The 21776-nt window shown below is 58.0% G+C and carries 19 protein-coding genes and 1 pseudogene; 9 read left to right on the forward strand and 11 right to left on the reverse strand.

Annotated features, from left to right (window positions below; all coding sequences use genetic code 11):
* The first annotated feature begins 222 nt into the window (after positions 1 to 222).
* The 4 genes from AB4Z52_RS15540 (at position 223) to AB4Z52_RS15555 (ending at position 6272) form a co-directional block, all read left to right on the forward strand.
* The gene (locus AB4Z52_RS15540; protein ID WP_442218828.1) at positions 223 to 417 is read left to right on the forward strand and encodes a RidA family protein; all 195 of its coding nucleotides are present in this window, start codon (positions 223 to 225) and stop codon (positions 415 to 417) included.
* 166 nt (positions 418 to 583) lie between these two features.
* Positions 584 to 1909 (forward strand): NAD(P)/FAD-dependent oxidoreductase, encoded by a 1326-nt coding sequence (locus AB4Z52_RS15545; RefSeq protein WP_442218829.1) that lies wholly within the window; start codon positions 584 to 586, stop codon positions 1907 to 1909.
* A 327-nt stretch (positions 1910 to 2236) separates the two neighbouring features.
* Positions 2237 to 4279, forward strand: a complete 2043-nt coding sequence (locus AB4Z52_RS15550; protein WP_442218830.1) for a hydantoinase/oxoprolinase family protein — start codon at positions 2237 to 2239, stop codon at positions 4277 to 4279.
* 1 nt (position 4280) lies between these two features.
* Entirely contained in the window at positions 4281 to 6272 is a 1992-nt protein-coding gene (locus tag AB4Z52_RS15555; protein WP_442218831.1) for a hydantoinase B/oxoprolinase family protein, read from the forward strand.
* 69 nt (positions 6273 to 6341) lie between these two features.
* Here AB4Z52_RS15555 and AB4Z52_RS15560 read toward each other — a convergent pair whose 3' ends face one another.
* Positions 6342 to 6947: a LysR substrate-binding domain-containing protein gene (locus tag AB4Z52_RS15560; RefSeq protein WP_442218901.1), complete on the reverse strand. Its 606-nt coding sequence runs from the start codon at positions 6945 to 6947 to the stop codon at positions 6342 to 6344.
* Positions 6948 to 7052: 105 nt separating this feature from the next.
* A pseudogene (locus tag AB4Z52_RS15565) lies at positions 7053 to 7223 on the reverse strand (LysR family transcriptional regulator); the annotation flags it as partial.
* A 139-nt stretch (positions 7224 to 7362) separates the two neighbouring features.
* Between AB4Z52_RS15565 and AB4Z52_RS15570 the strand changes: the two are divergent.
* The 3 genes from AB4Z52_RS15570 to AB4Z52_RS15580 are packed head-to-tail and all read left to right on the forward strand — an operon-like array spanning position 7363 to position 10173.
* Entirely contained in the window at positions 7363 to 7671 is a 309-nt protein-coding gene (locus AB4Z52_RS15570) for a (2Fe-2S)-binding protein (protein ID WP_442218832.1), read from the forward strand.
* Complete coding sequence (locus AB4Z52_RS15575; protein WP_442218833.1) at positions 7653 to 9047, forward strand: FAD-dependent oxidoreductase; 1395 nt, start codon at positions 7653 to 7655, stop codon at positions 9045 to 9047. Before AB4Z52_RS15570 ends, AB4Z52_RS15575 begins: the two co-directional genes overlap by 19 nt.
* Before the next feature lie 34 nt (positions 9048 to 9081).
* Complete coding sequence (locus AB4Z52_RS15580; RefSeq protein WP_442218902.1) at positions 9082 to 10173, forward strand: NAD(P)/FAD-dependent oxidoreductase; 1092 nt, start codon at positions 9082 to 9084, stop codon at positions 10171 to 10173.
* A 290-nt stretch (positions 10174 to 10463) separates the two neighbouring features.
* On the opposite strand, the gene AB4Z52_RS15585 is transcribed toward AB4Z52_RS15580, so the two are convergent.
* Positions 10464 to 10961 carry a DUF2244 domain-containing protein gene (locus tag AB4Z52_RS15585; RefSeq protein ID WP_442218903.1) on the reverse strand — a complete coding sequence of 166 codons (498 nt, stop codon included), beginning with the start codon at positions 10959 to 10961 and terminating at the stop codon, positions 10464 to 10466.
* Between the two features lie 22 nt (positions 10962 to 10983).
* On the opposite strand from AB4Z52_RS15585, the gene nth reads away from it, so the two are divergent.
* A complete protein-coding gene (gene nth / locus AB4Z52_RS15590) occupies positions 10984 to 11751 on the forward strand; it encodes an endonuclease III (protein ID WP_442218834.1) in 768 nt (255 codons plus the stop codon).
* On the opposite strand, the gene AB4Z52_RS15595 is transcribed toward nth, so the two are convergent.
* Positions 11725 to 12450, reverse strand: coding sequence for a sulfate transporter family protein (locus AB4Z52_RS15595; protein WP_442218835.1), 726 nt, complete (start codon positions 12448 to 12450; stop codon positions 11725 to 11727). The two genes, nth and AB4Z52_RS15595, sit on opposite strands and share 27 nt — an antisense overlap.
* Before the next feature lie 233 nt (positions 12451 to 12683).
* On the opposite strand from AB4Z52_RS15595, the gene AB4Z52_RS15600 reads away from it, so the two are divergent.
* Positions 12684 to 13535, forward strand: coding sequence for a MurR/RpiR family transcriptional regulator (locus AB4Z52_RS15600; RefSeq protein ID WP_442218836.1), 852 nt, complete (start codon positions 12684 to 12686; stop codon positions 13533 to 13535).
* Positions 13536 to 13542: 7 nt separating this feature from the next.
* On the opposite strand, the gene AB4Z52_RS15605 is transcribed toward AB4Z52_RS15600, so the two are convergent.
* From AB4Z52_RS15605 to AB4Z52_RS15635, 7 genes are all read right to left on the reverse strand, one after another.
* Positions 13543 to 15126: an FGGY-family carbohydrate kinase gene (locus AB4Z52_RS15605; protein ID WP_442218837.1), complete on the reverse strand. Its 1584-nt coding sequence runs from the start codon at positions 15124 to 15126 to the stop codon at positions 13543 to 13545.
* A gap of 3 nt (positions 15127 to 15129) precedes the next feature.
* Complete coding sequence (locus tag AB4Z52_RS15610) at positions 15130 to 15819, reverse strand: HAD family hydrolase (protein ID WP_442218838.1); 690 nt, start codon at positions 15817 to 15819, stop codon at positions 15130 to 15132.
* Between the two features lie 58 nt (positions 15820 to 15877).
* Positions 15878 to 17356, reverse strand: a complete 1479-nt coding sequence (locus AB4Z52_RS15615; protein ID WP_442218839.1) for a mannitol dehydrogenase family protein — start codon at positions 17354 to 17356, stop codon at positions 15878 to 15880.
* Positions 17357 to 17486: 130 nt separating this feature from the next.
* Entirely contained in the window at positions 17487 to 18485 is a 999-nt protein-coding gene (locus AB4Z52_RS15620) for an ABC transporter ATP-binding protein (RefSeq protein WP_442218840.1), read from the reverse strand.
* Between the two features lie 12 nt (positions 18486 to 18497).
* Positions 18498 to 19328, reverse strand: coding sequence for a carbohydrate ABC transporter permease (locus AB4Z52_RS15625; RefSeq protein ID WP_442218841.1), 831 nt, complete (start codon positions 19326 to 19328; stop codon positions 18498 to 18500).
* Between the two features lie 3 nt (positions 19329 to 19331).
* Complete coding sequence (locus tag AB4Z52_RS15630; RefSeq protein ID WP_442218842.1) at positions 19332 to 20204, reverse strand: carbohydrate ABC transporter permease; 873 nt, start codon at positions 20202 to 20204, stop codon at positions 19332 to 19334.
* A 212-nt stretch (positions 20205 to 20416) separates the two neighbouring features.
* Entirely contained in the window at positions 20417 to 21727 is a 1311-nt protein-coding gene (locus AB4Z52_RS15635; protein ID WP_442218843.1) for an ABC transporter substrate-binding protein, read from the reverse strand.
* Positions 21728 to 21776 lie beyond the last annotated feature (49 nt).

Raw genomic sequence — 21776 nt, forward strand, 5'->3', positions numbered from 1 at the left:
TTGGGACGCCTCGGTTTGCAAAGATTCGAAAGCTCTCAACGGGTCAGTTTGTCGGCGACGAACCGCGAGAGGTTTCGTTTCTAAACCGAGAGACAGGCGTTATAGCTGGTCAACGTCGCACCGCATCTTGATTGGCCCATTCGGCTATTCCCTGATCGAATTGGTACAGCGGAGTCAATAGCATTGCAGTACGGTGGGCCACGAACGATGAAGATGGCCACTATGTCTAGTTCAACGGACCGGATCCTGAGGGTAACCGCTTATATTGCAGGCGTTGAGCACTGGCCCTCGTTCAATGCCATCTTCGCCGAGAGGTTCGCGCAGGCCAGGCCGGTACGAACGGTGGTGCCAGTGCCGGAACTGCACTGCGGTTATCTTGTCGAACTGGATGCGATTGCGGCCACCGAACCCGACTAGATCACGCATCTTCCGGCCTGCCCCCGCGACCAGAACATTAGACTGCGGCATGCCAGAGGTATGGAAGAAAATACCGGTATACCGCCAACTCCCGTCACTCCGGGCAACTTCCAAAGTTAAAATAGCCGCAACAAAGTCACACGCGTGCCGAAGCCGGAGAACGTTCATGCCCGCCCCTTTGCAACTGGTAAAAACGCACCCGACGCGGCCGGAGACTGCGGACGTCGTCGTCATTGGTGGCGGCATTGTCGGCGTATTCACCGGCTATTACCTCGCCCGGCGGGGACTAAAGGTCGTCCTGCTTGAAAAAGGTCGGATCGGCGCGGAACAATCCAGCCGCAATTGGGGTTGGTGCCGCCAGCAGAACCGCGATGCACGTGAATTGCCAATCGCGACGAAGAGCCTTGAGTTGTGGGAGCGTTTTGCCGCTGAAACCGGCGAGGACACCGGCTTTAGCCGTTGCGGGCTGTTGTATCTCAGCAATGACGACATCGAGATCGAAAAATGGGCGCGCTGGCGGGACTTCGCCAAGACAGCAGGTGTCACAACGAATATGCTGGATAGTCGGGAAGCCAGCGAGCGCGGTCGTCAGACCGGTCGCCCTTGGAAAGGCGGTGTTTTGTCGCCAACCGACGGTACCGCGGATCCATCTCGCGCGGCTCCAGCCGTTGCGCGGGCAATTGTGAAATTTGGCGGCACGGTTCTGCAGAACTGCGCTGCGCGCGGCATCGAGACAAGCGGCGGTCGACTGAGCGCGATTGTCACTGAAAAAGGCACCATCAGGACGCCGATTGCCATCATGGCGGGTGGCGCTTGGGCGTCCTCCTTCTGCCACCAACTGGGTATTCGTTTCCCTCAAGCTACGATCCGATCCTCCATCATGTCCGTTACAGCGGGGCTGGACGTGCTTCCTGACGCGCTCCACACGTCTCGAGTTTCAGTGACGCGGCACAGCGCTGGAGGCTACCGACTTGCTATCACTGGACGCGGAAGGGTCGATCCGACCCTTCAGCAGATGCGTTTCGCCCCGCAGTTTCTGCCAATGTTCCTGCGTCGGTGGCGTGTTCTGGCTCCCGGTGGGCTGGAAGGCTGGCGCTCTGGCCATGAGACGCTACGGCGCTGGAACCTCGACCGTCCGACACCGATGGAGCGGATGCGCGTTCTCGACCCGCGCCCCGATGCGGGAACGATAGCGCTCACACACCGGCGCGCGGTTGCGCTGCTTCCTGCCCTGGCACAGTCGCGCGTAATTGCAGAATGGGGCGGCTACATCGACTCAACACCCGATGGGGTCCCAGCTATCGGCGAAATCGGCAGCGTTCCTGGTTTCATCCTGGCCGCCGGGTTCAGCGGCCATGGTTTCGGAATCGGCCCGGGTGCGGGCCACCTGATCGCTGATATCGCCACTGGCCAAACGCCGATCGTCGACCCCAGGCCGTATCGGCCGGAACGGTTCAAGTCCTCCGTGTGGGGCCAAGTCGCCGATTTCTGAGCCAACGGCTCGCCGACATGTTCTCCCAGATCGGATGTCGATGACCGTCGGCTATCAGTCCCGGCGCAGACGGTTCATTAATTGCAGATACAGAGCCTGTTTCGGGGGTGCGTCCCAATGCGGCTCACCGCGTTGGTCCGTGCAACTGATTGGGCTTCCTGCTTGAGCGGGATAGTCCGCCTCCCCTCTGCGCTGTGACCTGCTCGCCTCAGTTTCGAAGCAGCGGATGCCGACGTCATAACTACCGGTTATGGATCTATCCCAACTATCTCTTGGTCAATCCATCAGCTTTCCATCATCTTTGTCGCAGTACAACAGGAGATTGGAATGAGTTACAGGGTAGGAGTGGATGTCGGTGGATCCTTCACGGATTTTGCGGTCTTCGACGACGAAACGGGCGCTCTTTCAACACTGAAAGTATTTTCCAGACCGGACGCACCTGGCGAAGAAATCCTGCTCGCACTCGACATACTTAAGAGCCGCGATGGCATCGAACCCGCAGAAATTGAATACTTCACCCATGGCACCACGGTCGGTGTTAACACAGTAATCCAGCGCAACGGGCATGACATTGCGCTGTTCACGACCAAGAATTTTGAAGATGTTCTTGAAGTCGCACGCCTAAAAGTTCCGCAGATTCACAATCTGTATTCCGCTCGACCCAAGCCGTTGATTTCCCGCGACCGTGTCTTCGGAATCAATGAACGCACGCTTGCCACCGGAGAGATCACTATCTCACCGGCTGAAGATGACGTCGCAAGAGCAGTCGAGGCAGCGATAGCCGCCGGATGTCAGGGGATTGTCCTGTCTTTCCTGCACTCCTATCGAAATGCGGCCAACGAACGGGCCGTAAAGAGCATCATCGAGAAACTTGCACCTCATCTCCCCGTCGTGACGTCGGCCGAAACCTGGCCGATCATCCGTGAGTATGAGCGCACGATTACGTCGGTGATAAGTGGATATGTTCGTCCCCGTGTCGCTCGTTATCTCAACCGCTTTGAGGAGGTCCTAAAGGGAAAGGGTGTCACCTGCCCGTTGCATATCACCAAGACCAATGGTGGCGTGATGGGCATAGATCAAGCCCGCGGTGAGTGTGTCCAGATGATCTTATCAGGCACGGCCTCCGGTGTCATCGGTGCCGGCTATTTCGCCATGGCGAGCGGATTTGACCGTGTCATGAGCTTGGATATCGGCGGAACCAGTGCTGATGTTGCAGTCATTGTCGATGGCAGCCCGCAATATGGGATTGGAGAGCTTATCGGCGACTTTCAGATCCACGTTCCCTCGGTCGCAGTAAGCTCGGTGGGTCAAGGTGGCGGCTCGATTGCATGGGTCGATACCCTTGGCATGCTGCAAGTCGGCCCGGAAAGTGCCGGCTCGACGCCGGGACCGGCATGCTACGGCCGTGGCGGAACTCGACCCACGATAACCGATGCGATGGCCGTATCAAACCTGATAGGATTTATGCCACTTGGATACGGCGCCGTTTCCGTCGATAAAACTGCTTCCTTTACCGCCATGGAGCCAATTGCCGTGCAACTCGGCGTCGCCGTGGAGATACTTGCCGGCAATATTATCGATATTTCGGTTTCGGGAATGTACGCCGAGGTAAGTGCGCTTGTGTCGCGCTTTGCCATTGATCCGCGCGAGTATCATCTTTTTGCTTTCGGCGGTGCCGGCGCAATGCTGGCATGTTTCCTAGCGCACGAACTCGATATGCGGGGCGTCATCGTTCCACCCACACCCGGCGTGGTTTCGGCTCTTGGCGGCCTCATCGCAGACCTCAAGAATGACTTTATCCGTACCACCTACTGCGATGTAACGAAGGATGAAATCCTCAGCTTGCTGCCCATTCTCGATGAATTGGAGAATTCTGGACGTGAATGGCTGACCGCCCAAGGTCATTCGGGTGAAGGCGATGTCCAGTTGTCCGCGGATATGCGCTATCTTGGCCAATCATTTGAGATCGAGGCACCACTTCGCAGTGAGTGGGTGCGTTCAGGTGATGTCAAGGCAATTGCGAACGCATTTCACGACCAGCACAACCGCCTTTATGGCCATGCCGATGAACATGCGCCGGTGCAGATGGTAAACCTGCGTTTCGTCATCTCCGGTGCGACACCCAAGCCGAAGCTTATGGAAATCGCGACGGCGACGGAGCCAGCACAGCCCTATCTCTTCTTGGAAAGTTGGTTCTCGGGTCGGCAGCACCGAACGGCTGTTTATCATCGCCACGAACTCAAGTCGGGGCACAGCTTTAGCGGACCGGCCATTGTCGCGCAGGATGACACCACGACCGTCGTTCCCCCGCAGTTCGCCGTAGCAGTTGATCGGTTCGGCAATCTTGTCATCACCAAGTCGGAGTTTTGATATGTCCATTGATCGTCGCAATCTGAAGGTCCTCGCAAATTTCTGCTCAGCTGCTGCCGATGCGATGAGTTTCACGCTCATGCGCACGGCACATTCGGCATTTGTCAAAGAGACTGAAGATTTCAGCTGCCAGGTCGTGACGCGCGAGGGCTTGGCATTCGCCAATCCCCGCCAATTCGGCGCGCCATGGTACAGCGGCATCGACTACGCGCCGCTTCTGGCCATGTTTGACGCCTACAGCGAAGGCGACATCTGTATTACCAACGATCCCTATAGCGGATACGTCGCGACCCATTCGCCAGATATTCATATCTGGAAACCGGTCTTCCATGATGGAAAGATTGCATGCTTTGTCGTTGGGCACATCCACAACACCGATGTTGGCGGAGCTGTTCCCGCATCGCTATCAAGAACGCTGAGCGAAATCGAGCAGGAGGGACTGCGGATCCCGCCGGTCAAGCTTGTCGAAAACGGGATGATAAACACCTTCGTGCTTGAAATCATTCGTACAAACGTTCGCGCCCCCACACAGAATCTGGGAGATCTGCACGCCCAGATCGCGTCCGTTAATATTGGCGAGCGGAAGATGCAGGAGATCGTGCGGCGTTTCGGCTTAGAGGTCTTTCTAGAAGGCGTAAGCCAAATTCTTGATTATGCCGAGGCGCAAACCCGTCAAATTCTGACAAGTGTCCCAGACGGCGACTATTTTTTCTCAGACTATGCGGACGAAGATTCGGTTGGCGGGAAACCTTGCAGGGTGGCGCTCACCGTCAAGATACGCGGCGACGAAGTTATCCTTGACTATACCGGAAGCGATCCCCAGTTGGGCTCGTCGCTCAACATGCCTACGGGCGGTCGAGAGCGGCATCCGCTGGTAATGGTGGGATTGACCTATGTTCTATTCACATTGGATAATAGCCTGCTTCTGAACGCAGGCACGCTCAGACCCGCAAGAGCGATCCTGCCCGAAGGGACCATCGTCAATTGTTCGCCTCCCGCGGCAGTCGGCCTTCGCTCCTTGACCTGTGCCATGACGCAGATCGTCACGCTTGGCGCCTTCGTGAAGGCACTTCCGGAATTGATGCCGGCGTCGTCACCCGGTGGCAATGCTATTATGAATATCAAAACAAGCTCCCGCAACGGGCGCCCTGTTATGGCATCTATCGGGCCGGTTGGCGGCGGCGGCGGCGGTACGCCCTTTGGCGATGGAAGCGATGGTGCCGGAGGAGCAACGGGGTTTCTTAGCAATACGCCGATCGAAATCAGCGAAGCGGAGGTCCCGATACGCTTCCTCCGGTATGGTCTGGAGCCCGACACTGGGGCACCGGGGAGATATCGCGGCGGCCTTTCAGCGATCATGGAATTCGAGGTCTGCACACCCGAAACGGTGGTAACGGCCCGAAACAGAAATCGATCGATCATGTCCGGTTGGGGGGTGAATGGCGCCCATCCGGGCAAGGTGTCGAGTTTTCATCGCAACCCCGGCCAACCCAGCGAAATCTCGTTGGGTAACACGGACGTCGTCAAATGTGACCCTGGCGATGTGATCCGTGTGATCGGACCCGGCGCAGGCGGCTATGGTGACCCATTCACGCGCCCCGTTCGAATGGTGTTTGATGATGTGCGAAAGGGCGCGGTTTCACTGCAAAGCGCACGGCTGGACTATGGCGTTGTCATCAAGGACGGCTGTGTTGATCAGGTCGGAACTGTAGTGGCACGTGGCGGCAGGAGCGCGGTTTCTCTTGAAATCATAACGCATGGCGAAGAACGCAAAGCATTTGAGGCGGTCTGGACGTCTGATCGATACGATCTTTTGACCGAGTTTCTTGCCATGACACCGACACGCTGGCGCTTCTTTCTCAAGCACCGCATCTTTGATAGGGTAGACGAACTCACCGCTGATAGACGACCGATCGACGTTCAGATGAGGGACGTTTTTGCCGAGATGCGAGGGCTCTACGGCCTCTCGCCATCGGGCGAGCAATACGGATAGTTTTACATTCCATGCAGACTGGAATCGACATGGCTCTGCGGCGACCTTGTCCAAAACGTCCTGACTGTTCTAATTCGCGCTGATCGCATCGCGCAGGTTTTGCAGGATGGTAGGATAGAAGCGCGAACCTGGCCGTGCCATGTTGGTCGATATCGCTAGGTTCATGATGACCGACGGCACAAACGGTCGGGCAACGAGGCCTTCAAAGCGATGCCACGCCACCAGACCATCGACAAGGCCAATTCCGAGCCCGGCCTGCACCAGTGGTGCCGCAGCGATTGATGACGAAACTTGAATGGCCGTCCGGCGCTGGACGCCGGCGGCCTTGAAAGCTTCGTCAAGCGGTCCGCGAACCTCCGCGGCGGAGCCGTAGGAAATCAACGAACGGTCGGATAGATCGCCTGCTTCAATTTGCTGTTTGTTTGCAAGGGGATCTGCTGCGGACATGAGCGCGACAATCGCGAAAGACGAGAGGATCTCACTCTTCACCGTGGGCGCCTGAATCGTCGACAAGGTCAGCCCAATGTCGATATCCCCAATCAAAAGCTGTTCGGTGACCTCGCGCTGTGGGAGGGTATGCAAGTGCACGTCAACCGTTGGATGCGTCTTCCTAAATATTGTCAAGGCGGCCGGCATCACAGAAAAGATAATCGGCAAGCTGGCGCCGATGCGCAAAAGGCCCACCTTTCGTTCACCGATCGTCTGAGCAAATTCCTTCAACACTTCGAGTTCACGGAATACGCGGTCGGCGTCGTCGTACAGCAAATGTGCCTCGGCGGTCGGCGTCAATCGTCCGCCAATTCGCTCAAACAGCCTATAGCCCAACTGGCTTTCGAAATGCTGTAGAACCTTGCTTACTGCGGGTTGGGAGACCGCCAGAGAGTTTGCCGCGGCAGTGAGAGAGCCGTCACGCATTATTGCTCGGAATACTTCCAGCTGCCTCGCGTTCATACTGCGTCACTCCCGGCTTCCAAAACAACCTATAACCTTGGGTTAGAGATCCATCAACGCTTACGATTGGCACATTTTGGCGCCGGTCCGCATCATCGTCGAGACGGGATGTTTTGGCATTGATTTAAGGAGAGAGAGCATGGCTGCCCGCTTCAGGCGCATCGCAGAGGAAAATCGCCAACTCGTCTTTTTGACGATCGATGGACGCCCGATCGAAGCGCTGGAGGCTGACACGCTTCTCGTCGTGTTGATGTTGACGGTCGGTTATGCCCGCCGTTCAGAATTTGGTGACGGCCACCGAGCGGGGTTCTGCATGATGGGCGCCTGCCAAGACTGCTGGGTTTGGACGGAGGACGGTGATCGTCTGCGCGCGTGCTCGACGGCCGTCACACCTGGAATGCGTCTGACCACAAACCAGCCGGAGGGTATATGGCCGAAGATCGTGTAGCTCCGCGCATTATCATCGTTGGCGCTGGGCCGGCTGGGATCCGCGCCGCGGAAACGTTGGCACAGGGCGGTTTTCGACCCATTGTGATCGATGAGGCTGACAGAAGCGGCGGCCAGATCTATAGGCGACAGCCGAAAAACTTCGTTAGAAGTTACAAAACAATCTACGGTTCTGAAGCTGAAAAGGCGCTAAAGCTGCATCAGGACTTTGACGGCCTCGGCGCGAAAATCGACTACAGGCCAAATACGCAGGTTTGGGCCCTCCTGGACAAGACGCTGCACGTTTCGCACGATGGATCGACCAAGACCGTCGAGTTCGACGCATTGATCTTGGCGACGGGTGCGACAGATCGAATTGCCCCGCTTCCGGGCTGGACTATTCCAGGGGTGTATTCGCTCGGAGCATCGCAAATCGCCTTGAAGGCACAAGCATGCGCCATTGGCCAAAGGGTCGCTTTCGTCGGAACGGGGCCTTTGCTCTACCTCGTGTCCTATCAGTATATGAAAGTCGGCATCAAACCGGTGGCTTTGATCGATACCTCCACATTCCACGACCACTGTCGCGGGCTGCCGTGGATGGCCTCACGGCCGGAACAATTGGTCAAAGGGTTCAAATACATCTGGGCGCTAAAACGCGCCGGGGTGCAGCTATTTTCGGGATCGATACCACAAAGGGTCCTTGGCGACGGCTCCGCTGGGGTTAGCGGTCTCCAGTTCCACCATCGGGCAAGGACGGTTACCCTGGATTGCGACGCAATAGGCATTGGTTACCATCTGCGAAGCGAAAGCCAACTGGCCGACCTCGCTGGATGTCAGTTCTCCTTCGATGCATTGTCGCGGCAGTGGTTTCCAAGTTCAGACGAGATGGGACGAAGCTCGGTTTCAGGCATCTACCTTGCGGGTGACGGTGCGCGTTTGTCTGGCGCGGACGGTGCGGAAGTCAGCGGCAAGCTTGCCGCTCTTGCTGTGTTGAAGGATCTTGGACAGCGCGCGTCGAAAGTCGAAATCGGCGCGCTTCTGAAACAAAGTCGCAAGCACGCCTGCTTTGCGAAGGGGGTTCAAAAGACCTTTCCCTGGCCGGCCCAGCACGTTGCAGCTGTTCAAGATGAAACGATCATATGCCGTTGTGAAATGATCACCGCCGGTGAACTTCGCAACGCGGCTGGCCCAATGGCCGCGCCGGAGGTTAATCGCGCCAAGGCCTTTTCAAGGGTAGGCATGGGTCGCTGCCAGGGTCGATACTGCGGACAGGCAAGTCAAGAATTGGTTGCCGCGGCCCGAGGGACTTCAGTCGAAGCCGTCGGTCGATTGCGCGGGCAAGCGCCCGTCAAGCCGTTGGCGATTTCGATCAAGAAGATGGAAAACGACAATGAATAGGCAGGCCGACGTTCTCATTGTTGGCGGCGGGTTGATGGGTGCCGCGACGGCTTTTTTTCTGCGGCAGCGTGGGCGATCTGTGATCTTGCTCGAGCGTTTTCTCGTCGGCCAGCAGGCAAGCGGTGTGAATTTCGGCAATGTCCGAAGGCAGGGTCGTTTCCTCGGCCAACTTCCACTTGCAAATCGCTCGCGGCGCATTTGGGGCAAAATCGCCGAACTGACAGGAAGCGATGTCGAATTTCTGCCCGTCGGTCATGTCCGCTTTGCATGGCATAAGGAACAGGTGGGCGTTATAGAGGAATATGCGCGACACGCGCGACAGCTCGGGCTGGACCTCGAAATAATCGGACGCAACTCACTTCGGGAACGGTTTCCTTTTGCTGGCGGGTTGGCCGTTGCGGGGTCTTACTCGCCCAACGACGGCCATGCTAATCCGCGCCTGGCGACGCCAGCATTCGCACGCGCGGCGACACGTGACGGGGCCACCGTCGTGGAAAATTGCGAGGTCCTTTCTCTCGAAAAGGTCGGGGACGATTTTCAAGCCGAGACCCCACAAGGCCTGTTTAGCGCACCATGTGCGTTGATTTCCAATGGGGCCTGGGGCGGAAGACTGGCGGCAGCCTTTGGCGAGGCCGTACCGATCACGCCAGGGGGCCCGCAAATGGGCGTTACGGAGCCTGCCCCCTACTTCATTCGGCCGGTCGTGGGCGTTTCGACAAGCATTCCGGACGAGGTCATCTATCTTCGTCAAATTCCACGCGGAAATGTCATCTTCGGCGGCGTTCGGCGCGGGCCGGTGAGCCTCGAAGTCGGGCGCTCGAAATTCGATCCGGCAAACCTAGCGCCGCAGTTTCTGCAGTTGGTCCGCCTGGTGCCGGCATTGCGGCATCTAAGAATTATCAGGACTTGGTCAGGCGTCGAAGGCTATATGAGCGACGACCTGCCAATCATGGGCGCGTCAGGAAAGGTCAGTGGCCTGTATTATGCGTTCGGCTTTTGCGGTGCGGGGTTTCAGCTAGGCCCGGGCGTTGGCGACGTCATGGCCGAGTTGATCGATACCGGCTCAACCACGACCCCCATCAGCGATTTCACCATTGCGCGTTTTGTCCAAGCAAGGGAACAATGATCTTCAGATGCTCCTCGAAGCTGATGTAGCTCAGCACCAGCGACATACGTCCAGCCTTGCGATACGCCCTACGCTTGATCTCGCGCCGGTTCATCCGGAAGATGATCTCGTCAATGTATCGTCGAAGATGCGGCCGACTTAGGAAATGAAACACGCCAAACTGCGCCCACTTGCCTCATACCTTGGCGTTCGCTCCGGCTCGCCACGAATTTCCCTCGCAACCCCATGCCACACGATCGCGGACATGCCGTGTCTATGGATGCCGGGCCTGGTGGCATTTTGTAATTGCGCTAAATTCGCCGTCGGACCGTCGCCAGGGCGCCGACAAATGCCTTGGCGAAACTCTCGCGATCCTCGGGATTGAGGAAAGACCCGATCTCCGTCCTTTGCCCCTCGCCGTGGATGCGCATCGACCAGATGCCGACGCCCTTGCGGCGCAGCACGTGAAACCGCGCCCAGAACGGATTGAAGCGGTGTTCAATCATCCGGCCGGATGGCGAAAATTTCCGCACCGAAACCTCGGTCCGCGACACGGTAACCTCTTCCCGCACCCGCCCGGAACGGTAGCTCACCCAGAAGGCTGCGTAGAGAAGCAGGAAATCGGCCCCGAAGAATATTCCGATGGGCCAGGCGCCTTTGATGATGAAGAGCCCGCCGTAAAACATGCAGACGGCGCCAGCCAGGACGAGCATCGCCTTGAACCCCTTTCGCCCGAGCGAACGGTGGGGGAAAAGCTCGGCGGCAAACACCGGTTTGTCGGCCGATGCATCGGCGTTGCGTTCTGTCATAGGACTTGAGTATAGGTCGTTCATGGCAAACCTCAGAACGAAATCCAGCACCCAAACCGTCAAAAAGTCAAATGTGACGACAGGCCGCAAGCCGGCTTTTCGCAGCATCTACGCAAAGGCCGAAATCGAGGAAATATTCCGCCGCTTCTCGATCCAGCGGCCGGAGCCCAAAGGCGAACTCGAGCACGTAAATCCGTTCACGCTCGTGGTTGCCGTGGCTCTTTCGGCCCAGGCGACGGACGTTGGTGTCAACAAGGCGACGCGGGCGCTGTTTGCCGCTGCCGACACGCCGCAGAAGATGCTCGATCTCGGCGAGGAGCGCATTCGCGATTACATCAAGACGATCGGCCTTTACCGCAACAAGGCGAAAAACGTCGTCGCCCTGTCGGCAAAGCTGCTTCTGGATTTCAACGGCGAGGTGCCGCAGACGCGCGAGGAACTGATGACCCTGCCAGGCGTCGGGCGCAAGACCGCCAACGTCGTGCTGTCGATGGCCTTTGGTCAGTCGACGCTTGCGGTCGATACGCATATCCTTCGCATCGCCAACCGTATCCGGCTGGCCCCTGGGAAGACGCCCGACGAGGTGGAGCAGCGGCTGATGAAAGTCATCCCGGAGCGCTACCTCTATCATGCGCATCATTGGCTGATCCTGCATGGCCGCTACTGCTGCAAAGCGCGCAAGCCCGAATGCGAACGCTGCGTCATCGCCGATCTGTGTCGCTCGCCTGAAAAGACCTGTGATATTCCAGCACCCCTTATTGAGCTATCTGCGAAAGTTATCGGCGAATGAAGGGTCTTTGCGACTGAGCATCTTGTGCAGATGCACCATCATCGCAGCTGCAAAGAGGGGCGTCAGCAGGTTGACGATCGGAATGGCCAGGAAGGCTGCAATCAGCAAGCCGCCGAGAAACACCATCGATCCATGTTTGGCGCGAAACTGCCGCGCCTCGTCGGGCGAACGGAAGCGCATTGCGGCAAATTCGAAGAACTCCCGACCCAGCAAATAGCCGTTGACTATAAAAAAGGCCGCGAGGTTGACGACTGGTACGAGGAGCAGGATGAGCGCGACTATATTTCCAAGAACAATTACAAAGAGAAACTTCAGCGAGCTTACGATTGCAGGGCCAAAGGCCATGGCTTTTCCTGGCGCATCTGTCGGATAGTCGCGTTTTTCCACCACCTCGGCGATATCATCGAGAAAAAGTCCGGCTATAAGAGCAGTCACTGGCGAAAGCAGCAATGATAGGCCGATGGCAAGTCCAAAGCTTGCCATGACTGCAAAGCCATAAGCGAGCCAGGTGGCCCAATGGGGAATATTCGGAAAGAACGCTTCAAGCCAAGGTAAGGCAAACGAGATAAAGGCGCCATCAAGAGCAAACCAAAGGCCGACCAGCACCAGAAGCGTTATGCTGAGCACTTTCCAGAAAACGGTGCGTGTTTCCAACGCGAATAGATTGGCAATCGCCAGACGTGCAGCTTCGATGATCATGCGCGGCCTCTCCTTGAAACTCGCACAGGATGTAAGGTGGGATTGGGTTGCCGACAAGCGTGCACCCATCCCGGTCAAATGTCTGTAAGTGACTTGTTGTAAAGAAGCAGACCCTAATATATATTGAGCTACTATTAAAAAACAACAACTTAAACCTGAGAAGCCGGCGCCCGCCCCGATTGCTTATACGGTGTAACGGCTCGCTCAGTAGGTGAAACGTCAGCGAGGCAAATTTGGAAGACCTAGGTCAGAAGCTCAAGACATACATGAAATCGGGGACCCCTGCCGAGCGCCGCATCGCGCGTTACTTTTCCGATCATATGAACGAGCTTCCGTTTGAAACCGCGTCTTCGGTCGCCGACCGACTGGAGCTGAGCCCCATGACGGTGGGCCGGTTCCTGCGCGCCCTGGGTTATCAAGGTCTCGACGGGATAAAAGTTCATCTGCGTGAAACCGTGCCGCCTGGCACGTCTCAGCTTCCGGACTCAATTGAGCAATTGCGCAAGGACATCGCCGAAGGACGCCCGCTTGCCGGTCTCATGTCCGAACAGATCGAGATGCTGCACCACATCTACAATCTGGCCAGCCAGCCGCAGTGGCGCGATGCCGTAGCCGCCGTTCTGGCCGCAAACGAAGTGTTCGTCGCCGCGCACCATAGCACCGCCTGTCTTGGTTACCACTTCTGCAACCATCTCGGAATTGCCCGCGACCACGTGCAGTTGGCCGACGGCACAAATGGCAGCTACACCGAGCTCCTGTGCCATCAGACATCAGATTCGCTACTCGTCATTATCGATTCTCACCGTTTCGCCAAGTCGCGCCTCCTGGCGCGGTCAGCGCGACGTGCCGGCTACAAGGTTCTGCTGGTCACGAGCCAGTACACGGAATGGGCCCATGAGTTCGCCAATATCACGCTGTCTCTGCCACCCTCGCGCGTCGGCAATCGCGATAATTATTCAGCAGTTACGGCCCTTCTGGAATTTTTTGCAGCCGCAGTCTCTCATTCTGCCGGCCCGGACGGCGAAGCGCGAGGACGGCGAATTGCCGAGCTGGAAGGCATGTTTGCCGACGCGCCACTTCGGTAAGCAACCGCTATTCCATTCGCTCAAGCTCGGAGCGATGCCTGTACATTGCCAGAAAACGCCTATAGTCGCGGTCATAGGCGGCCTTCTTGCCGAGGTTTGGCAAGCGTTCATAGCCGCCCGGATACATGGCGGCGCCGGCCGATGCCAGGTCCTTGTGTAAGCCACCGGCAACGGATGCGGCAATAGCCGTCCCAAGCAGAACCGCCTCGTTCATCTTCGGCACGATGACCTTGCAGCCCGTCACGTCGGAATAAAGCTCCATCAGCACGGCATTCTTCACATGCCCGCCCGCCACATGAAGCGTATCCGGCACATAGCCGAATTCGTGCATCTTCTCGAGGATATGGCGAATGCCAAGCGCGATGGCGAGGCTCGTGCGCCAGTAGAGACGGCAAAGCCCGTCGAACGAGCTGTCGAGCGTCAATCCGCTGACGACACCGACCGCATGTGGATCGGCAAGCGGCGAGCGATTGCCGTGGAAATCGGGCAGCACGTGGATGCGCGCTGCGAAGGCATCGCCTTCGAGCGCGCGCAACTCGGCAATACGCGAGACGATCTTCAGGTGAAGTGCCGCTGTCGGTTCGCCACCGGCGGCATGCATGCGAACGATGTGATCGAGCAAAGCGCCGGTCGCCGACTGCCCGGCTTCGACCAGCCACATGTTCGCAAAGCCTGCCTCGTAATACGGACCCCACATGCCAGTACTGCGCTTGCGCTCTTGGGAAAAGGCGACGATACAGCTGGAGGTGCCGGCAATCAGCGCCAGTTGCCGCTCGAGGCCGGAGGGATCACCGGCATAGCCACCAAGCGCTCCGAGCGCACCGGCATAGGCATCGATCATGCCGGCGGGGACATGGCACTCGCGATCAAGCCCCAGTTCTTCGGCTGCCTGTTGCGACAGCGTCCCGACACTGGCGCCGACCGGCACGGTTTCTTCCGGCAGATGCCCACGCTCGCGCAGATCCGACAGGTCGATTCGTTCGAGGAAATCCGACTGCCAGCCGGGATTGCGGTGCGCGAGATAATTCCATTTGGCAGTCAATGTGCTGCGCGACCGTGCAATCGACCCCGTTGCCTTCCATGTCAGAAAATCGGCGAGATCAAAGAAATAGCCGGCCTTGCCCCAACTCTGCGGCAGGTTCTTCTTCAGCCACATCAATTTCGGCATTTCCATTTCCGGCGACATGAAGTGACCGGAATGTTCAAGCACCGAATGCCCGGTCGCCGTACAGAAATCCGCTTCCTCAAGGGCCCGGTGGTCGAGCCAGACGATGGTATCGAAACGGGCTTCGCCGCCTGTCGAAACGGTCAGTGGTTGAGCGTCGACATCGCGAACGACAAGAGAGCACGTGCCATCGAACCCGATGGAACCGATCGCTGAGGAGGCGGCGCCGGACGCCGAAATCGCTGCCCTGACGGCAATGCAGACGGCAGACCAAATGTCTTCTGAACTATGCTCGGCGTGGTTCTCGCAAGGCCTGTTCATGATGATCGGATGCTCACCCTTGCCGAGCATTCGCCCTTCCCGATCGAAAACGGCAGCACGCGCGCTGCCCGTGCCGACATCGACCGCAACCACGTGATCACGCATCAACTATGAGCCCCGTCCGTTTTTACGTTTTCGGACAAGGTGTATCAAATCCTCCATGGCGTCAAACACCACTTCGGGCGAAAGTCGGTCCAATTCAGCGTGGTAGTGGGCCGAATGTGCATGCGACCCGCCGGCAAAGGCAAAAACCGTCATGCCGGCGGCCCTTGCTGCGGTAATTCCAGCGGGGCTGTCTTCAACGACGACGCATCGGCCGGGCTCAACGCCCATCTGGCCAGCCGCATGAAGGAAAAGATCGGGAGCGGGTTTGCCGCGTTTGACCATGCTTGCCGAGAAGATGTGCGGCTCTAGCCGGTCGAGAAGCCCCGTTAGGCCAAGGGAAAGCCGGATGCGTTCCAACTGGCTGGAAGACGCGACACAGCGCGGAACATCCAGCGCATCCAGCGTCTCGGCAACGCCCGGAATTGGCTTCAGTTCGGTTCGAAAACGGGCATAGAGATCGTTGCGGATACGATCGAGAAATTCCTGACTGGCAAAAACGTTGAACTCCGTTTCCAGCGTGTCGATCAACGTCGCAAGGCTCTTGCCAAGGAAGCGCTTATAGGCGCCCTCCTCGTCGATCTCGACACCGGAATCGCGCATCGCCTGAACCAGCACACTGATCGAAAGCGGCTCGCTATCGACGAGGACGCCGTCGCAGTCGAAGATGACGAGCCCGTATTCCGCATCAGCCATTGCCGATCCAACCTGAAATCGTGTCGTGATTTCGGCGCACAAGCGCGCCGGCCGGCGGCTACTCCGCCAGCTTGTCGTCGAGATATAGCTGCAAAGTCTCGCGCGTACCTTTCGCCCATAGTGTCTTCAGGGCGTGGGCGAAGCGCTTGACGAAAAGATCTGACTTGGCGACGGTCCCGAAGATATCCTCAAAGGCAAGGAAGGCAGCAGGATCGGTCTTCGCCTTAAGGGCTGCGGCATGCAGCCGATCGGCACTTGCGTCGTTGAAGACGATCTCCTTGCCGCTGTCGGTCGTGCCGGCAAAGTAGCGGCACCAGAGTGCCGACACCAGCGCCAGGCCGATGACATCTTCATTGCGGGCAAGCCGGTCGGCCGTCGAAGGCAGGATGAATTTCGGCTGACGGTTGGAGCCATCCTGTGCGAGCCGCGGAACGGTATCGGCAATTTTTGGGTTGAGCAGGCGGCGCTCGATCAGCTGGAAATAATCTTTGAGTGACGTGTTTGGCACCGGCGGCACGATCGGGATGATTTCCTCGTTCTCAAGCTTTGCAAGGAACGCCCGGATCAACGGATCCCCCATCGCGTCGTGGACGAAATGGATATCCATGAGAGCAGCCGGATAGGCGATCGCCGCGTGGCCGCCATTGAGAATGCGGATCTTCATATGTTCATAGGGAGCGACATTGTCGACGAAGGTAACGCCGACCTTTTCGAGAGCAGGACGGCCGAGCGGAAACTTGTCCTCCAGCACCCACTGCTTGAACTCTTCGCAATAGACCGGCCAGTTGTCCTCGATCTGGAAATTGTCTCTGAGCAGATCGATCTCGCGGGCGCCCGTTGCCGGCGTGATCCGGTCGACCATGCCGTTCGGGAATGAAACGTTGGCCTTGATCCAATCGGCAAATGCCGGATCGGAAAGCTGCGCGGTTCCGACGACAGCGGCCAAAGTGACGCCGCCGTTGTGGGGAATATTGTCGCACGACATCACGGTGAATGGTAAAAGACCCTTGTCGCGCCGCGCCTTGAGGCCGGCGACGATAAGGCCGAAAACGGTCTTCGGTTCTTGGGGATGTTGACCGTCGGCGGCAATCGCCGGGTGCGCCGGATTGAACTTTCCCGAAGCATCGATGAAATAGCCGCCTTCGGTAATCGTCAGCGAAACGATACGGATCGCCGGGTCCGCGAGCTTGGCAATGATCGCCTTGGCATCGCCCGTCGGCAGTATGCCGATCATCGGGGCGGTAACGCGCGCAGCGGTTTTATTGTTGTCCTGTTCGACGACGGTGGTCAAGAAATCCTGTGCGGCGAGCTTTTCGCGCATTACCGCATCGGATGGAAGAACGCCGGCGCCGACGATTGCCCAGTCATGATCGTGACCGAGGTTGAACAGATCGTCGAGATAGACCGCCTGGTGGGCGCGGTGGAAGTTTCCGACGCCAAAATGCACGATACCGGCGACAAGCGACGACCTGTCATAGCCAGGTATCGCAGCGGTTGCCGACACCTCTTTCAACGTTGCCAGCGATAGTTTCGTCATGTCTCCAGTCCTTCTGAAAGGTCTTTTGGTTCAGCTGGTCCCGGGTCCAACCGTCTCTTTTAAGAACCCGGGCCGCATGCCCGGGCGCTATGCGATGCCGTCCATGGTTGGCCCGACGTCGATCAAGCGATTACATCGCCAGACCCTTGTCGTTGAACTTGTGGATACGGTTGCGATCGGGTGTGAGATAGACCATCTCGCCAGCCTTGACCGGGAATTCGCCGGTGCCGCGCGCCGTGATCGTGCCGATACCGTCGACATCGACATGTAAGAAGGTGTCGGAGCCCAGGTGCTCGGCGACGATGACCTTGCCCTTCCATTCGCCGCTTTCCGTCGACAGCAGGATGTGTTCAGGGCGAACGCCGACCGTCGGTGCTCCGAACGGCTGGGCATAGACACCCTTGACGAAGTTCATCTTCGGCGAGCCGATGAAGCCGGCAACAAACAGATTTGCCGGGGTCTTGTACAGCTCCATTGGCGAGCCGACCTGCTCGATATTGCCGCGATTGAGCACGACGATCTTGTCGGCCATCGTCATCGCCTCGACCTGGTCGTGGGTCACATAGACCATGGTCGTCTTCAACTGCTGGTGCAGCTCGCTGATCTCAAGGCGCATGTTGACGCGAAGGGCCGCATCGAGGTTCGACAACGGCTCGTCGAACAGGAAGGCCGACGGTTCGCGCACGATGGCGCGGCCGATGGCGACACGCTGGCGCTGACCACCGGACAGCATACGCGGCTTGCGTTCCAGATATTCGGTCAGATTGAGGACGCGTGCGGCGTCATTGACCTTGCGATCGATCTCGTCCTTGGCAAGACCGGCCATCTTCAAGGGGAAGCCGATATTGCCGCGCACGCTCATATGCGGATAAAGCGCATAGGACTGGAACACCATGGAAAGGCCGCGCTGCGACGGCGGCATCTCGGTGGCGTTGCGGCCGTCAATGGTGATCTTGCCGCCGCTGACGTCCTCAAGCCCGGCGATCAGCCGCAGGAGCGTCGACTTTCCGCAGCCCGACGGGCCGACGAAGACGACGAACTCGCCATCTTCAATTTCGAGGTCGATCGAAGGAATGACCTTGGCTTCGCCGAAGACCTTGGAAACCTTCTGAAGGGAAATGCTGCCCATGTTTCTTTGTCCTTACTTAACCGCGCCAAAGGTGAGGCCGCGAACGAGTTGCTTTTGGCTGAACCAGCCGAGGATCAGGATCGGCGCGATCGCCATGGTCGATGCTGCCGAAAGCTTGGCGTAGAACAGGCCTTCGGGGCTGGAATAGGAAGCGATGAAGGCCGTCAGCGGTGCTGCGTTCGAAGCAGTCAGGTTGAGGGTCCAGAAGGCTTCGTTCCATGCCAGGATGATATTGAGCAGCAGCGTCGAGGCAATCCCCGGCACCGCCATCGGCGTCAGCACGTAGATGATCTCCTTCATGAGCGAGGCACCGTCCATGCGGGCCGCCTCAAGGATCTCGCCGGGAATTTCCTTAAAGTAAGTATAGAGCATCCAGACAATGATCGGCAGGTCGATCAGGGTCAGCACGACGACGAGGCCGGCACGGCTATCAAGAAGGCCGGTGTTGCGGAACATCAGATAGATCGGGATCAAGGCGCCGACCGGTGGCATCATCTTCGTCGACAGCATCCACATCAAGACGTCCTTGGTGCGTTTCGTTGGCGAGAACGCCATGGCCCATGCGGCCGGAATGGCGATCAAGAGACCAAGGAAGGTCGACCCGAAGGCGATGACCACCGAGTTTAAGAAGTGATGGAAATAATCGGACCGCGACTGCACCTCGGTGTAGTTCTCCGTCGTCCAGTGGAAGAACAGGAATTGCGGCGGCGATGCGATGGCGTCGGCTTCCGACTTGAAGCTGGTCAGGAACATCCACAGGATCGGGAAGAAGATCAGGATGGCAAGGAGCCAGGCGATCGCCGTCATGACCACCTTGCGTCGCGTTGTGACATTGCGGGCCATGGTTCATGCCTCCAGATTCTTGCCGACGAGGCGGACGAGGAAGATCGCGACGATATTGGCGAGGATGACGGCGACGATACCGCCGGCAGATGCGCCACCAATGTCGAATTGCAGCAGGGCCTGGACGTAGACCAGATAGGTCAGGTTGGTACTGTCGGTGCCGGGACCGCCATTGGTGGTAACGAGGATTTCGGCAAAGACCGACAACAGGAAAATCGTCTGGATCAGGATGACCACGGTAATGGCGCGGGCCATGTGCGGCAGGATGATGTAGATGAATTTCGAGACCACGCCGGCCCCGTCCATCTCGGCTGCTTCCTGCTGCTCGGAATCGAGCGACTGCAGCGAGGTCAGCAAGATCAGCGTTGCAAACGGCAACCATTGCCAGGCGACGATCAGGATGATCGAAAACAGCGGCATGGTGGCGAGAAAATCGACCGGCTGTGCCCCGAACACCTTGGCGATATAGGCAAACAGCCCGTTCACCGGGTTCATGAACATGTTCTTCCAGACGAGCGCCGCCACCGTTGGCATGACGAAGAACGGCGAGATCACCAGAATGCGCACGATGCCCTGGCCGAAGATCGGCTGATCGAGCAAGAGCGCAAAGGCGATGCCGCCGATGACGGTGATCAGCAGTACGCCAACCACCAGCACGATGGTGTTGATCAAGGCGGCAACGAAGCCGGGGTCGGTCAGGAAGTAGGAATAGTTGGAGAAACCGGCCCAGGTCTCGACGCCGGGATTGAGCAGGTTGTAGTTCAGCAGCGAGAAATAGATCGTCATCACCAGCGGGACGATCATCCACGCAAAGAGAAGAACAACAGACGGCGCGATCATCAGGCGGGCCGCGGAACTGGTGTGTAACGTCGCCATGGCAAGGACCAATCTTGTCTAAAGCGGGGGAGCCAAACTTGTTGCGAGCTCAAACTTGTTGCAAGCCCAAACTTGTTGCAAGCGTGGAGAATGGCTACAGCGCGGCTGAAAATAAAGAACCAGCGGAGATGGAAAAGGCCGCCGAAGCAGTTCGGGCGTCGGCGGCCTAAGGGAGGAAGTGCGGAGGCACTCCCTCCACCTCGGGAGGTTTCTTATTTGATATAACCGGCCTTGGTCATTTCGCGCGTCGTCAGCTGTTGTGCACTCTTCAGTGCCGCATCGACGGTGACCTGACCTGCCAGAGCCGCAGAGAACTGCTGGCCAACCGCTGTGCCCATACCCTGGAATTCAGGGATAGCCACGAACTGCACACCGACATAGGGAACCGGCTTTACAGTCGGCTTCGTGGGGTCGGCAGAGGTGATGCTGTCAAGCGTCATCTTGGCGAAAGGCGCAGCCTTCTGGTAGTCGGCATTCGCATAGAGCGAAGTCCGAGTTCCCGGAGGGGCATTGATCCAGCCTTCTTTCTGCGCGACGAGGTTGGTGTAATCCTTGCTCGTTGCCCAGGCGACGAACTTCTCGGCCGCTTCAGTCTTCTTTGACGATGACGGGATGGCCAGGCTCCATGCCCAGAGCCAGTTGCTGCGCTTGCCAAGACCATTGTCGGGAGCAAGGGCGAAACCAACCTTGTCGGCGACCTTGGACTGCTTCGGATCGGAAACGAAGGAAGCAGCAACCGTTGCGTCGATCCACATGCCGCACTTGCCGGTCTGGAACAGCGCGAGGTTTTCGTTGAAGCCGTTTGAAGAAGCACCCGGAGGTCCGTCTTCCTTCAGCATCTTGACGTAGGTCTCAAGTGTCTTCTTCCACTCGGGCTGATCGAACTGCGGCTTCCATTTTTCGTCGAACCAGCGAGCGCCGAACGAATTCGACATCGCCGTCAGGAAGGCCATGTTTTCACCCCAGCCGGCCTTGCCGCGAAGGCAGATGCCGTAGACTTCCTTGTCCTTGTCGGTGAGCTTCTTGGCTGCATCGGCAATGAAGGTCCAGGTCGGCGCGTCCGGCATTTTCAGGCCGGCCTTGTCAAACAGGTCCTTGCGGTACATGACCATCGAGCTTTCGCCGTAGAACGGAGCAGCATAAAGCTTGCCGTCGGCGGTCAGGCCGCTGCGGATAGCCGGGAGAAGGTCATCCACATCATAGTCTTTGCCGAGATTGTCGAGCGGCAGGAGCCAGCCCTGCTTGGCCCAGATCGGAACTTCATAGGTGCCGATCGTCAAAACGTCGTACTGGCCGCCCTTGGTTGCGATGTCAGTCGTAACCTTCTGGCGCAGCACGTTCTCTTCCAGTGTAACCCACTGGAGATCAATACCCGGATTCTTCGTCTTGAAATCATCCGTTAGCTTCTGCATGCGGATCATGTCACCGTTGTTGACGGTGGCAATGGTCAGCGTCTCTGCAGACGCCATTCCGGCAAGCATCATCGCTGAGCAGGCGCCCAGCAGTAAAGTCTTCAATTTCATGTCTTCCTCCCAGAAGAGAAAATATTGAGCATTCGCTTAGCTCACGGGC

Origin of the sequence: Rhizobium sp. 2YAF20, assembly GCF_052114685.1 — a bacterium.
Taxonomy (GTDB): domain Bacteria; phylum Pseudomonadota; class Alphaproteobacteria; order Rhizobiales; family Rhizobiaceae; genus Rhizobium.